Annotated in this window: 14 protein-coding genes; 12 read left to right on the top strand and 2 right to left on the bottom strand. The window is 34.7% G+C overall.

Annotated features, from left to right (window positions below; translation table 11 throughout):
• Positions 1-75 precede the first annotated feature (75 nt).
• A complete protein-coding gene (locus tag QY331_12335) occupies positions 76-1,365 on the top strand; it encodes a hypothetical protein (protein ID WKZ68739.1) in 1,290 nt (429 codons plus the stop codon).
• A gap of 15 nt (positions 1,366-1,380) precedes the next feature.
• On the opposite strand, the gene QY331_12330 is transcribed toward QY331_12335, so the two are convergent.
• Positions 1,381-2,097 (bottom strand): GNAT family protein, encoded by a 717-nt coding sequence (locus QY331_12330; protein ID WKZ68738.1) that lies wholly within the window; start codon positions 2,095-2,097, stop codon positions 1,381-1,383.
• A 221-nt stretch (positions 2,098-2,318) separates the two neighbouring features.
• Here QY331_12330 and QY331_12325 point away from each other — a divergent pair, with 221 nt between their 5' ends.
• Positions 2,319-3,923, top strand: coding sequence for an ABC-F family ATP-binding cassette domain-containing protein (locus QY331_12325; protein WKZ68737.1), 1,605 nt, complete (start codon positions 2,319-2,321; stop codon positions 3,921-3,923).
• 238 nt (positions 3,924-4,161) lie between these two features.
• Entirely contained in the window at positions 4,162-5,241 is a 1,080-nt protein-coding gene (locus QY331_12320; protein ID WKZ68736.1) for a Fic/DOC family N-terminal domain-containing protein, read from the top strand.
• A gap of 65 nt (positions 5,242-5,306) precedes the next feature.
• Here QY331_12320 and QY331_12315 read toward each other — a convergent pair whose 3' ends face one another.
• Positions 5,307-6,344 (bottom strand): NAD-dependent epimerase/dehydratase family protein, encoded by a 1,038-nt coding sequence (locus QY331_12315; protein WKZ68735.1) that lies wholly within the window; start codon positions 6,342-6,344, stop codon positions 5,307-5,309.
• Between the two features lie 105 nt (positions 6,345-6,449).
• On the opposite strand from QY331_12315, the gene QY331_12310 reads away from it, so the two are divergent.
• The 9 genes from QY331_12310 to QY331_12270 all read left to right on the top strand — a co-directional run bounded on the left by QY331_12310 (position 6,450) and on the right by QY331_12270 (position 14,798).
• Positions 6,450-7,079, top strand: coding sequence for a DUF4412 domain-containing protein (locus tag QY331_12310; protein WKZ68734.1), 630 nt, complete (start codon positions 6,450-6,452; stop codon positions 7,077-7,079).
• Complete coding sequence (locus tag QY331_12305) at positions 7,076-8,107, top strand: hypothetical protein (GenBank protein ID WKZ68733.1); 1,032 nt, start codon at positions 7,076-7,078, stop codon at positions 8,105-8,107. Before QY331_12310 ends, QY331_12305 begins: the two co-directional genes overlap by 4 nt.
• A gap of 142 nt (positions 8,108-8,249) precedes the next feature.
• Positions 8,250-8,690: a 50S ribosomal protein L13 gene (gene rplM / locus QY331_12300; GenBank protein WKZ68732.1), complete on the top strand. Its 441-nt coding sequence runs from the start codon at positions 8,250-8,252 to the stop codon at positions 8,688-8,690.
• A gap of 12 nt (positions 8,691-8,702) precedes the next feature.
• Positions 8,703-9,089 (top strand): 30S ribosomal protein S9, encoded by a 387-nt coding sequence (rpsI, locus tag QY331_12295; GenBank protein ID WKZ68731.1) that lies wholly within the window; start codon positions 8,703-8,705, stop codon positions 9,087-9,089.
• A 116-nt stretch (positions 9,090-9,205) separates the two neighbouring features.
• Positions 9,206-10,156 (top strand): 30S ribosomal protein S2, encoded by a 951-nt coding sequence (gene rpsB, locus QY331_12290; protein WKZ68730.1) that lies wholly within the window; start codon positions 9,206-9,208, stop codon positions 10,154-10,156.
• 13 nt (positions 10,157-10,169) lie between these two features.
• The gene (gene tsf / locus QY331_12285; protein ID WKZ68729.1) at positions 10,170-11,039 is read left to right on the top strand and encodes a translation elongation factor Ts; all 870 of its coding nucleotides are present in this window, start codon (positions 10,170-10,172) and stop codon (positions 11,037-11,039) included.
• Between the two features lie 59 nt (positions 11,040-11,098).
• On the top strand, positions 11,099-11,848 hold the full coding sequence (gene pyrH, locus QY331_12280; GenBank protein ID WKZ68728.1) for a UMP kinase: 750 nt from the start codon (positions 11,099-11,101) through the stop codon (positions 11,846-11,848).
• 12 nt (positions 11,849-11,860) lie between these two features.
• Positions 11,861-12,415 (top strand): ribosome recycling factor, encoded by a 555-nt coding sequence (gene frr / locus QY331_12275; GenBank protein ID WKZ68727.1) that lies wholly within the window; start codon positions 11,861-11,863, stop codon positions 12,413-12,415.
• A 124-nt stretch (positions 12,416-12,539) separates the two neighbouring features.
• Entirely contained in the window at positions 12,540-14,798 is a 2,259-nt protein-coding gene (locus tag QY331_12270; GenBank protein WKZ68726.1) for an NADP-dependent malic enzyme, read from the top strand.
• The last annotated feature ends 20 nt before the right edge of the window (positions 14,799-14,818 follow it).

Raw genomic sequence — 14,818 nt, 5'->3', positions numbered from 1 at the left:
CGTAGAATGATCGTCACTTTCAGAATGGTCACACAAACGAAGTATTACTTCTCCAAAAAATAGGTTATTTTTGAAATGAATAAGCAATTGGAATTAAAATTTATGATCAATCTTTATGTTGTTGGAACAGGTTTAGAAAGCCTGGAACATCTGGAAAAAATGACTTTACATCTGGTTGAAGAATTAGTGAATCAAAATTCTTCAATTGATTTCCGAGGATATTTCAACTCGTCAAATTTATTGGACAAGCATTTTAACGATGTAAGGGAAAAGACAAATGCTGCGATTATTGTTAACACCTCGGGTGGTACGGAAGATTGTATAAAAACAATTACAACTTATAATAATACGCCTACTTTAATTTTGGCTGATCCGAAAGGAAATTCGTTTGCGTCTTCTTTAGAATCATATGCCTATCTAAAAGAAAATTATTCGGTTAAAATTGCTTATGGCAAGAATGACTTAGAGAAAATTAAAGCAGCAAAGTTATTTTGTAATGTGATTTCCGCGATTGATAAAATTAACCTTGCAAATTTTTGTCTTATCGGTGACCCATCGGATTGGTTATTGACTTCTAAAAAGTTTAATGATTTCGGAAAATTTAAAACAAAGTATACAAAACTCAGTGTGGATGAAATAGTTAAAAAAGTTAATGCAATCTCCGTTAACGATTATCAAGTAGTAAAAGAAAATTGGAAAGCTTCTTTTAAGGAAGTTTCAGTTGATGAAGAATCATTAGACGATTCTGCCAAAGTTTATCTGGCGTTAAAAGAAATTGCTAAAGAAAATAAAGCCGATGTACTTTCGGTGAGATGTTTTGATTTACTGCCTTATAATTACACAGCTTGTATGGGAATAAGTCTCTGCAATGATGAAGGTATAACTTCAGGCTGCGAAGGAGACATTCCGACAACTTTTACAATGATGGTTGCGCAATATTTAAGCGGACATGCGGTATGGATGGCAAACCCATCTTCAATCAATTACGAGAATAATGAAATAACATTTGCTCATTGTACTGTTCCGACTTCTTTTCTTGCTGATTTATCTTCATCCGGATTAACGACGCACATGGAATCAGATAAAAGTACCGCAATTAGAGGCCCGCTTAATTCCGGCGATGTTACTATCATGAGATTTTCCAGTTCATTTGATAAACTATTGGCCGTTCAAGGGAATATCATCCAAAGTGATATGAAAGTTGCGAATCTATGCAGAACTCAAGCATTAATAAAAATAAATGGCAACGTTGAAAAATGGATGGAAAATACTTTCGGCAACCATCATGTTATTACCTATGGGAATTTAATTCCTGTGTTAGAATATTTTTGCGACTTAACAGGTCTGGAGCTAGTAAAAATTTAAGCAGCTAATATTTTTTTACGATTCAACGACTAAACCCATTCTTAATAGATCATGGTACTTGCCGTCAATAAAACATTCGTTGCGTAATATTCCTTCTACTCGAAATCCGAGTTCCTCATTTAGCCGGATATTTCTAACATTTGTCTGAAGAGTATTTAAGTAAATTTTATGCAGCCCGAGATTTGAAATACCATATTGAATCCAAAGTTTAGTTGCTTCTTTTCCATATCCTTTACTGCGATGTGCCGGTTCACCAATAAGTTTTCGTAACTCGGCTTTATTTTGATCTTTATCATAATCTAAAAAAGCCAACAAACCGATTGGTGTATCATCTTTAAGAGTTATAATACCAAGAACATGTCTGTCATCTTCAATTAATCTATCAACATTGTAAACGCGTGAAGTTGCCCGAGTTAGGATAAAATATCTGCCAATCTCATCTTCCATCCATTGTTTGAGTTTTTCTGAATCTTCTTTCTTTATAAATTCTCTTATCTTGAGGTTGGTACTAGTAAGCGGAAGTTTTACTTTTGCTTTTATATTGTATCCGGTTTCTTTAGAAGAATTATTATTTACTTCGATGTTTAAAGCAGAATCTAAGAATAAATTTGCCAGCTTAATATAATCGCCACGTTGAAAACCGATTTCATTTGCTTCTTTAATGATACTTTTTGAAATCACTTCTATAGAAATGTCATTAACTAATTTTGCTTTCAATACTTTTTCGTTCATGGTAAGATGCCCAGTTATTCGGAATGTTTTACTTCCAAAGTTAATGAATATAACTTGCTAAGTATATAGAATTTTTATTGTGGTTTTTTATTATAAACAATTGTCAAGTTTTCTTAAAATTATTAAATTTGCCGATCACATCACATAAAACGAGGATAAAAACGTGAAAATATAACTCCATTTGACAGCAATATTTTGTAACCAAAATCAATGGAGTGATTATGTCACGTGTAATCCTTAAGAACATTTCTTATAAAATTCCTAACGGAACTAAAATTTTTGATGAACTTTCTTTTTCCTTCAATCCTGAATTAACCGGGTTAGTTGGTCAAAATGGCATTGGTAAATCCACACTTGCAAAAATTATTGAGAAAGAAATGATTCCGGAAAGCGGAAACGTTGAAGTTTTTGGAAAGGTAAAATATTTGCCTCAAAACTTTTCTGAGTTGAGCGGTAAAACCGTAGCAGATGTATTTTTAATAAAAGAAAAGTACGATGCACTTAAACGATTGGAAGAGGGAATCGGAAATAAAAACGATTTACTCATTCTCGATGACGATTGGGAACTCGAAAATAGAATCGACATCGTGAAAGAAAAAATGAATATTTCTCATATTGATCTGTCTAGGAAATACGATTCATTAAGCGGTGGAGAAAAAGTAAAATGTTTGTTTGCATCACTACTGTTGAGTAATCCGGATTTTATCATACTTGATGAACCAACAAACCATCTCGATTATGAGGGGCGAGAAATAGTTTATGATTTCGTAAGGAATTGGAAGAAGGGAATGATTGTTATTAGTCACGATAGAAGTCTATTGCGGTTGATGAATACAATTGTTGAATTAACTTCATTCGGATTAAAATCTTACGGCGGTAATTACGATTTCTATTTCGACCAGAAGGAACTTGAAGACCAAGCATTTAAAAGTCAATTAAGAAATGTGACATCCGAATTTAAGAAAGCAATAAAACAGAAAGAGGAAATAATACAGCGTCAACTAAAAAGAAATATTTCCGGGGAAAAGAAAGCCATTAAATCCAATATGCCGAAAATTTTGGCAAACCAATTAAAAGGATCCGGTGAAAAAACATTAAAGAAATTGAATGATATTCATAACGAAAAGATTAATGACATTGAAGGAAAACTTTCTGAAGTAAAATCAAAGCAACGTTCAAATTATAATATCAAGTTTGATCTGGAACAGAATGCAAAACAAAAACATTCTAATTTGGTAACAGCCGAAGTAATAAATTTTAGTTATGATGATAGCAAAACTTTGTGGAAAGAAAATATGTCCTTTACAATTTACGGCGGTGAACGAATTGTTCTAAAAGGTAAAAACGGAAGCGGTAAAACTACACTTCTGAAAATAATTCGTGGCGAATTAAACTCATCAATTGGACAACTGTCAATTCGAACAAACAAAATAGGAAGTTTGGATCAAGATGCTTCCATTTTAAATGACGAATTAACCTTACTGGAAAATATTAAAAATGCTTCGCAAGGGAAATTACCTGAATACGAATTGCGAATTAGACTCGGCAGATTTTTATTTTACAAAGATGATGTATTCAAAAAAGTAAACGTGCTTTCCGGCGGAGAAAAAATGCGTGCCGGATTAGCTTGTCTGCTTAGTTTTTATAACATACCCGATTTAATAATTCTTGACGAACCGACAAATAATCTCGATTTGGAAAGCATACAAGAACTGACAAATGGATTAAATCAATTTAACGGAGCAATTATTGTCGTTTCGCATGATAAAGATTTTTTGAGTGACATTGGTATAGAGAGAACTATTAATTTGGATGAATATTTATAAGCTAAGAGATTCCATCTTTCAAAAGATGGAATCTCTTGCAAGCCAATGTGTTTGTGTTGAAGATTTCGACATGTTTGAGGGATGTGTCGTAATTTAACGAAAATATCGACATGTATTTATAATGTGTCGATGTTGTGGACATGTTGGATGAACGTGTCGAAGAAATGAGAAAATTTCGACATATTGTTTGCATCTGAGCACAAAATAGCCTAATTTATCTCTAAAATTAGAGTCTTAAGTGTTTAATAGAGAAATTCCATATAACAATCTTCCGTTGCTTCCTCCAAAGATTGAATTGGAAACTAAGGAAATCCTGAAGGCTGCAATTTCAGCGAATAAGGCTCTTGCCGAATTAAAAGGCGTAGCGAAAACAATTCCCAATCAATCAATATTAATTAGTACTCTGCCTTTACAGGAAGCCCGTTCAAGCTCTGAGATAGAAAATGTTATTACGACCAACGATAAACTTTACGAAGCAATGGCTTCATCAGCAAATAATTTTGATCCGCAGACAAAAGAAGTTTTACGCTACCGTGAAGCTTTGTGGGAAGGTTATAAAGAACTGCAAACAAGAAAACTTCTAACGACAAATCTTTATATCAGAATTTATCAAAAAATTAAGGAGACAAATGCGGGTATTAGAGTAACACCGGGAACAAAAATTTCTAATTCAGAAGGAGAAGTAGTTTATACACCGCCTGAAGGAGAAGAGGTAATTCGAAATAAGTTGAGAAATCTGGAAGAGTTTATTCATGCAGATAACGAATTAGATGACTTAATTAAATTGGCTCTCATACACTATCAATTCGAGGCGATTCATCCGTTTAATGATGGAAATGGGAGAGTCGGTAGAATAATAAATGTACTTTACCTAATTCTGAAAGGTCAACTTGATTTGCCGATCTTATACTTGAGCAAATATATTATCGAAAATAAAAATGAATATTACAAACGACTAAGAAACGTTACCGAAAAAAATGAATGGCAGCCATGGGTTCTATACATTTTAGATGCAATCAAAGAAACTGCTGAATTTACCTCGGCTAAAATAGTGCAGATTAAAAAACTTGTTGATAGAACAACAGAAGAGGCAAAGAAAAAACTTCCTTCGCGTGTCTATTCTAAAGAATTGGTTGAATTAATTTTTGAAGAACCTTATTCTAAAACCGAGTTTGTTGTGAATGCTGGAATTGCTAAACGACAAACAGCAGCAGAATATTTGAAAGAACTTGAAAAAGTAGGATTGCTAAAGAGCAAAAAGGTCGGTAGAGAAGTGCTTTATTTAAATCATAACTTGCAGAAAATATTAGCTGACTGAGGTTTATAAATTGTCCAAATCCAAATCTAAAATTACCGAAAGAGAATTTTTAATTGGTGTATAAATTAAAACACCATCTTCGCTAATTTCAAAATACCCTGCTTCCACGGAACTCTATGTGAAACTCCCGATTGATTTTGAAAAGATTCCAAATTACCGAGATACCATTTGTAATTTCTGATTAACGCATCTTTGTTGGAGTATTTTGGTGAATAGCCAAGTACTGTTTCAGCCTTCTCGATTGAAACAAATGAATCTTTTGAAGCGGTTTCATAAACCCATTTGTAAAGGGGAGAAAGTTTTAACGATTCTAAAAATCTAAGTGTCCAGATAATCGGCATTTCGGGAAGACCCACAATCTTTTTACCGTGCCCTGCATAATCCAAAACAGCTTGATAATCTTCCCGCATCGTTGTAAACTCTTTTGCTCCGATATTAAAAGTGTCGTTAACTTTTTCCTCTGTCAGAGTAAGAGTTAAATAAATTGCATGACATAAATCTTCAACATCGAGTAATTGATATCTATTTTTACCATTTCCTATCATTGGAAAATGGTGACCGGTAAGTGCCCAATCATAAAGCAGAGCAAATACTCCTAATCGTTCCGGACCTATAAATGATTTCGGTCTGAGTATTGGAACGCACATTCCGTCTTTACGGTATTCTTCACAAATTTCTTCCGCTTTAACTTTAGCTTTTCCGTATGGACCAACGCCGTCAAGTTTATCTGTTTCATAAAGCGGGTGATGATCAGGTATTCCGTAGACCGCAGTTGACGAAATATGAATAAATCTTTTTACATTTTTCTGTTTTGAAATTTCGAGCAGTAATTTTGTGCCGTCAATTCCGGTTGTCATAATTTCTTTTTCTTCGTATAGAGGAAGTGCCATTGCAGAATGAATAATTATATCACAACCATCAATCGCATTTAAAACATCTTTTTCATTTCTAATATCACCGGTTACAATTTTAATTTTGTCTTGTACATCAGTGTAATCGAATTTTGCAACATCAAGTGAAACGACATCGTATTGTTTTTCAAGTAAATATCGAACTAAGTTAATTCCTAAAAATCCTGCACCGCCAGTAACCAGAACTTTCATATATCTCCGAATTTTAGTAATTAAAAATACAAAAGTGACGTACCAATTTTTCTAATCCATTACTTTTTTTTATTTTCAACTGTTATTTAATAAAGGAGGTTCGAAATGAGACTCACAAAAATTTTTTTCTTGTTTTTCTTAGGATCAATCATTTTATCTGCCCAAAGTTTTGAGGGCTTTGTCAAATACAAAATGACAAGTGATGGCGAATCGATGTTCATGAATTATTATAAAAAAGGTGAGAACGTCAGAATGGAGCCTGAAATGGAAGAAATGGCAGGTGCCGTTTTATTCAAAGAGGGTAAAACTTACATGTTGATGCCAACCCAGAATATGTACATGGAATTTGATATGGAAAAATTCGAAGATCTTGCGGAAGAAACCGAAAGCAATTTCAAAGAGCCGATTAAAACCGGAGAAACAAAAGATATACTTGGTTACTCTTGCGAAAAATGGATTTTTGAAGATGAAGAATTTACAACTGAAGTTTGGGCAGCTAAAGGATTGGGAGAATTTATTTTCATGTCGATACCGATGGGTGATCAAGAAATGCCGAGCTGGTATAAAGATTTATCGGCGGGTGGTTTTTTCCCAATGCACATAATTGCGAAAGACAAAAGCGGAAATGATGATGGATCGATGGAAGTTGTTGAAATTAAAGAGCAAAGTGTGCCAGCAAGTATGTTCGAGATACCAAGCAATTATCAAAAATTTAGCATGCCGGGCATGAATTGAAAATATTTTTTTCTCTTATACTTATTTTATTGTTAGTTTCTTGCAAAGAGACTGTTCATTTTCAAATTGAAGAACGAATTAATTTTCAAGAACTTGAGGAAGCATCTTTATTCGAAATAAAACTCGCAGGCAAAATTGCAGAAAGGGATTCCGAAATTTCGGGATTAGCCTGGTACGGGGATTATTTAATATTGCTTCCTCAGTTCCCTTATCTATTCGGCGATGGTTTAACCGGATCGATTTATTACATTCCGAAAGAAAGAATTCTTAGGACCATAAATTCAAAATCACAAATCCCGCTCACATCCTATAAAATTGAACTAGAGGCATTCGGTCTTGAAAAATTTAATCAGTGGGGTTCAGGTTATGAGGGAATAATATTTAATGGTGATGATGTTTATTTTGTCTTGGAAAGTTTCGGGACAGAAACTGAAAGTTACGTCGTAAAAGGCGAGATGAATTTTGCCGAAAAAAGAATAAAAGTAGATGCCAATACACTAATTAAAATTAATAATCCAAATTTACTTCCGAACTTATCAAATGAAGCAATTACTTTTTTTAATGATAACGTTTATGCTATTCATGAAATAAATGGTGAAAATATTTCATCAGCTTCAACATCCTCAAAATTCACTAGTAATTTAATTCTTCAGGAAAGTATTCATTTCCCTACAATAGAATATAGAATAACAGATGCAACTGAAGTTGAACCCGATAGCACTTTCTGGGCAATTAACTATCTTTGGCCCGGAGAAATAAATTTAATTAAACCGATTAATGATTCAATTTTCGTGAAATCGGGAGTTGGTATCACCCACAAAAATTCATTCTCTGTAGAAAGATTGATTCAATTTAAAATTACTTCAACTGGTATAAAACTGATGGATACTTCACCAATTTACATCGAATTAGAGTCAAGCAGATCAAGTAGAAATTGGGAAGGTCTCGTTAAATTAGATGAAATTGGCTTCTTAATCGTGACGGATAAGTTTCCAAGGACAATTCTGGGATTTGTAAAATATCCTTAAGATAAACCACAAATGCCCAACTTCTGTTAGAACTTGGGCTTTTAAAAGACTCAGCTTTTGATTGATCAAGAATCTTGACTTTCCAAAAGAATCCCAATATATTTACAAGCTCTATAAAAATCTCTTTAACGGAGGATTTGTCTTGAAACAGGAAAAGATTACAAGGTTTGTTAAAACAGAAGATGCTGATAGAAAGTGGTATGTAGTTGATGCTACAGATCAAGTGCTTGGTAGATTAGCTACTAAAGTTGCGAGCGTTATCAGAGGTAAAAACAAACCCTCATTTACACCAAATATGGATACCGGTGACTTCGTTGTTGTTATAAATGCCGATAAAGTAAGGATGACCGGAAAACGTGAATTATTAAAAACTTACTTTAGACACACCATGTATCCCGGTGGTGGCAGAGAAACGACTTTTGAGCAGATGAAAGCAAAACATCCCGAAAGAATAGTTGAATTTGCCGTAAAAGGTATGCTTCCTAAAACTAAATTAGGAAATAAATTAGGTAAAAAATTAAAAGTTTATGTGGGTTCAGATCATCCGCATAAAGCGCAAAAACCGGAAACATTAAGTTTATAAAAGGTAGATTGAATGGCAGATAAAATGTTTGTTGGACGAAGAAAAAATGCCGTTGCACGTGTATTCTTAAGAAGCGGTAACGGAAAAGTTACTATCAACAAAAGAGAATTCGAAAATTATTTCCCTCTAAAAGATAATCGTGATGATGTAATTCTCCCCTTTAAAGTCACTGAAACAGCTGGCAAGTACGATGTGTTTGTCAACGTTAATGGCGGCGGAGTTTCAGGTCAATCCGAAGCTATCAGGTTAGGAATTGCTAGAGCGCTTGAAAGTATTAATCCGGATTTTAGACCCGGACTAAAAGCTGAAGGTTTGCTGAGAAGAGATCCACGTATGGTTGAACGTAAAAAATACGGTCGTCCAAAAGCTCGTAAGAGATTCCAATTCTCTAAGAGATAATTTTTATTTATTAATTAACATTATTCATATTCTCGGATCTGCCCCCTGTGTCCCTACCCAAAAAATGGGATTAAAAGGCGGAGATGAAGAGGATAGAAGAAAAACAGGAGTATAAAATGGCTAAGATTGAGCTAACCAAACTTATTGAAGCTGGTGCGCATTTCGGGCACCTTACCCGTCGCTGGAACCCTAAAATGAAACCCTATATTTTCATGGAAAAGAAGGGGATTCATATAATCGATTTAAAGAAAACACAACATCAAATTGATAACGCCTCCAAAGCTGCTTATGAAATAGCTTCTCAGGGTAAGAGTTTTCTTTTTGTCGGCACCAAAAAACAAGCTAAAGGTGTTATTGCCGAACAAGCGAAAAGATCCGGCAGTAACTGGGTAAGTGAAAGATGGCTTGGTGGAATGTTGACAAACTACTCAACTATCAGAAAGAGTATTAAGAGACTTCAAAATATTGATAAAATGGAAACCGATGGTACATTTGAAAAAATTACCAAAAAAGAAGGTCTTCAATTAACACGTGAGCGTGACAAATTAAGAAAAGTACTTGATGGTGTTGAAAACATGGCAAAAATGCCAGGTGCTATGTTCATTGTCGATATCAAGAAAGAATCAATCGCAATCAATGAAGCACTTCGTTTGAATATTCCAATATTTGCAATTGTTGATACAAACTGTGATCCAAGTCCAATTGATTATATCATTCCAGCAAACGATGATGCTGTTAGCACAATTGAATTGATTACAAAAGAACTTTCCGACGCAATAATTGAAGGGAGCCAAAAAGCTAAAGAATTAAGAGCAGAAGAAGCTGCTGAAAGAGAAAGACAGAGAAAAGAAACAGAAGAAACTGAAGATAAGAAGAAAGGTAAAAAAGGCAAGATTAGAAAAGTAAACTTAGAAACGAAAGAAGAAAAGAAAATTGATAAGAAAGATGTTCCAAGCAAAGAAGAAAAAGCAGAAGTAAAGGACGAGCCGAAAGCTGAAACAAAAGAAGAAACAAAAGCAGAAACAAAACCGGAAACTTCAGAAGAAAATGAAACTGAGAAAAAATAAAGGATAAATAGAAATGTCAATATCAGCTGCACAAGTTAAAGAATTAAGGGATAAAACCGGCGCAGGAATGATGGACTGTAAAAAAGCCCTCACTGAAGCGAATGGTGATTTCCAAAAGGCAATTGAAGTGCTTCGTAAAAAAGGTGCATCCGTTGCTGCAAAAAGAGCTGAACGTTCTGCTAATGAAGGTTTGGTTCTTACAAAAATATCGGATGATGGTAAAAAAGGAATCATTTTAGAAGTTAATTGTGAAACGGATTTCGTTGCTAAAAGTGATGATTTTGTTGCCTTCGCAAACTTAGTTATGAAAGCTGTTGAAGCAAATAATCCTCAAAACGTAGAGGAACTTCTTGGTTTAACGCATGACGGGAAAAATATTCAGGATGAATTAAGCAGTATTATTGGTAAAATTGGTGAAAAAATCGAAATCTCACGCTTTTCAGTTGAGTCAGGAAATGCAAGCGTTCTAGTAGATTATGTTCATCATGGTTCAAAGCTTGGTGTTTTAGTAAAAGCTGATAATGTGAAAGATGAAGGCAGAGATGAACTAGCCGGAATATTAAAAGATGTTGCGATGCAAATCGCTGCAATGAAACCTGATTATATAGCACCTGAAAATGTTCCTGCTGAAGTGATAGAAAAAGAAAAGGAAATTTATAAAGAGATTGCAAAGAAAGAAGGCAAACCGGAAAATATCTTGGAGAAAATTGCCGAAGGTAAATTGAAAAAGTATTACGAAGAAAATACTCTTCTTGAACAAGCTTACATTAAAGACAATGCAAAATCTATTGGTGATCTTCTAAAAGAGTATAATAAAAAATATTCTTCTGAAGCAAAGATTTCATTGTTTCACCGGTTCCATCTCAGTGATGAGAATAAATAATTCATTTCAAAAAGGTCTTATTTCTTAATAAGACCTTTTTTTTTATATTTCTAGGGCTTATGAAAGAAAAATTAAAATACAATCGCATACTGCTAAAACTTAGCGGTGAATCTTTGATGGGGAAAAAAGGGCATGGTATTGATCCCGAAGTTCTAAATTTCTTTTCCCGTGAAATCAAAAAAATTAGAGATCTCGATGTAAAAGTCGGTATCGTAATCGGTGGTGGGAATATTTATCGTGGTTTGAATGCTGCAGATCAAGGAATTGATAGAGTTACCGGTGATCAGATGGGAATGCTTGCAACAATGATCAATTCACTTGCACTTCAAAATGCTTTAGAGAATCACGGCATGTACACTCGACTTATGAGTGCAATTAAAATGGAAGAAATTGCAGAACCTTATATTAGAAGACGTGCAATTCGTCATCTTGAAAAAGGAAGAATTGTAATTTTCGGTGCGGGTACCGGGCATCCATATTTTAGCACTGATACGGCAGCATCATTGCGTGCAGTTGAAATCGAGGCGGATGCAATAATTAAAGGTACAAGAGTAGATGGAGTCTTTGATTCTGATCCCGAAAAAAATCCTTCTGCCACTCAGTTTGATAACATTTCTTACATTGATGTTTTAAAGAAAAATTTACGAGTAATGGATCTTACGGCAATAAGTCTATGTCAGGAAAATAGTTTGCCTATTATTGTGTTTAATATGGATAAAGAAGACAATTTATTAAAGCTTGTTCTTGGCGAAAATGTTGGTACAGTCGTAAGTAATAACCAACTTGAAATAGAAACAACAAAAAATTAATTAGAGGCATTTATGAATAATAATGTGAAAGATGCTAAACACAGAATGGATGTAACCATCGAAAACTTCAGACAAGAAATTGCAAAAGTTAGAACCGGTAAAGCCACAACTGCTTTACTTGATGGTGTGAAAGTCGATTACTACGGTACAATGACACCAATTAATCAAGTTGGAAATCTTTCTGTTTTAGATCCTCATACGTTATCAATTACTCCATGGGATAAAGGAATGGTACAAGCTATTGAAAAAGCAATATTAACTGCTGATCTTGGGTTAAATCCGGCAAGTGATGGAACAAATATCAGAATACCTATTCCTGCTCTAAATGAAGAGAGAAGAAAAGAACTTGTGAAACTTGTAAAAAAATATGGTGAAGAAAGCAAAATCGCAGTAAGAAATGTTCGTCGTGATGCCAATGACCATTTAAAGAAAGAGGAAAAAGAGAAACTGATTTCCGAAGATGAATTAAAAAGATTTGAAGCCGAAGTTCAGAAAATTACAGATGAACATATCAAGAGAATTGATGAGATAATTGAACATAAAGAAAAAGAAATCATGGCTGTTTAAGCAAAATTTGAAACTACTAAGAAGCCGTCCACTGAGACGGCTTTTTTGTTAATTAAAACTTTCCTAATTTAGCAAGACAAAGTTATCCTAATTATCTGGTTTTAAATATAATAGAGGATTAAAAATGAGTTACACAAAAGAAGAAGCTCTCAAGTATCACAGCGAGGGAAGAAAAGGTAAGATTGAAGTTATAGCAACCAAACCTTGCTTTACATCTAGAGAGTTATCGCTAGCATACTCACCCGGTGTAGCGGAACCGTGTAGAGAGATCGAAAAGCATGATGACGATGTTTACATGTACACTGCAAAAGGTAACCTTGTAGCAGTAGTATCAAACGGTACGGCCGTTCTTGGCTTAGGCGATATTGGTCCGCATGCAGGTAAACCTGTCATGGAAGGAAAGGGAGTACTATTCAAAAGATTTGCTGATATCGATGTTTTCGATATTGAATTGAAAACTAAAGATCCCAAAGAACTTATCAAAGCAGTTCAACTTCTTGAACCTACTTTTGGTGGAATCAATCTCGAAGACATCAAAGCACCTGAGTGCTTTGAGATTGAAGAAGAATTAAAGAAAACGATGAACATACCCGTTTTCCATGATGATCAGCACGGAACGGCCATAATTTCTTGTGCCGCCTTAATTAACGCAGCTGAAATTGCCGGTAAAAAATTAGAAAATATGCGAGTTGTAGTTTCCGGTGCCGGTGCTTCAGCCGTTGCTTGCTGTAATATTTATATTCGTGCCGGTATTAAAAGAGAAAACATAGCAATGTTTGATTCGAAAGGTCATATTCATAAAGGAAGAAATGATCTTAACAAATACAAAGATGCATTTGCGACAGAAAAAGCTTACTCATCACTTACTGATGCGATGACCGGAGCTGATGTATTTATTGGTCTTTCAAAAGGTGGAGTTGTTAGTAAAGACATGCTAAAAGTTATGGCTGATACTCCTATAGTTTTTGCAATGGCAAATCCTGATCCGGAAATTAATTATGAAGATGCTATTGATGCTCGTAAAGATGTAATAATGGCAACCGGAAGAAGCGATTATCCAAATCAAGTTAATAACGTTCTCGGATTCCCATTTATTTTCCGTGGTGCATTGGATGTTAGAGCGACGGCAATTAACGAAGAAATGAAATTTGCTGCTGTTCAAGCTTTAGCAAATCTTGCAAAAGAAAATGTTCCTGAAGTTGTATTAAGTGCGTACGGCGGACAAGATTTTTCATTTGGTTCAGAGTATATAATTCCTAAACCATTCGATCCTCGAGTTCTCTGGACAGTTGCGCCAGCAGTTGCAAAAGCCGCAATTGATACGGGTGTGGCTCGTATTAAAATTGATGATTGGAACGCATATAAGGAAGAACTTAAAGAGCGGTTAGGATTTTCGAAAGAAATAATTAGACTAATGGTTCATAAAGCTCAGAAAAATCCTAAAAAAGTTGTCTATCCAGAAGGTGAAGAAGAGAAGATGATTCGTGCTGCCAATTCAGTATTTAAAGAGCATATTGGAAAGCCGATTCTGATTGGACGAGAAGATTTTATAAAAAATAAAATCAAAGAACTTGAATACAATGTTGAAGATTTTGAAATCCATGATCCACGTACTTGCGATAAATGCGATCATTACGCAATGGAATTCTATAATAAACGCCATCGTAAAGGAACAACATTAGCCGGTGCTAAAAAATTACTAAAGCAACCAAATTATTACGCTGCGATGATGGTTCAAACCGGTGATGCCGAAGCGATGGTCGGCGGCTTAACTTCTCACTATCCCGAAACAATTCGACCAGCACTTCAGTGTGTTGGAGTAAAAGATGGTCTTGGTGTTGTGGCTGGGTTATATATTGTAATTGTCAAATCAAAAGTATATTTCTTTGCAGATACTACTGTAAATATCGATCCAACTTCTGAACAACTTGCCGAAATTGCAATCATGTCCGCTGATACGGTCAAAGAATTTGAAATTGATCCGAAGGTTGCAATGCTTTCATTTAGCAATTTTGGTAGTGCTCCCTATCCTCAATCCCAAAAAGTTCGAAAAGCTGTTGAGATAATTAAATCACGAAGACCTGACTTAATGGTAGATGGTGAAATGCAAGCTGATACAGCAGTTGTACCATCAATTATTGATGAAGAATTCCCATTTGCAAATCTTAAGGGTGGAGCTAATTTATTAATCTTCCCTGATCTTAATAGTGGGAATATTGCCTACAAGCTTATGGCAAGATTAACAGATTCAACTGTTATCGGTCCAATTCTCATGGGAATTAGAAAACCTATTCATGTTCTGCAAAGAGGTGCAACTGTTGATGATATTATCAACATGACAGCCATTGCAGTAGTTGGTGCAAAAACAGTAAGTAAAAAATAATATATTCGGGGCAGTTCAAG

This window comes from Melioribacteraceae bacterium (genome assembly GCA_030584085.1).
In the GTDB taxonomy this organism is placed as follows: domain Bacteria; phylum Bacteroidota; class Ignavibacteria; order Ignavibacteriales; family Melioribacteraceae; genus SURF-28.
Note: the sequence above shows the minus strand (reverse complement) of the source record. Positions and strands in the feature narration are given on the sequence as shown.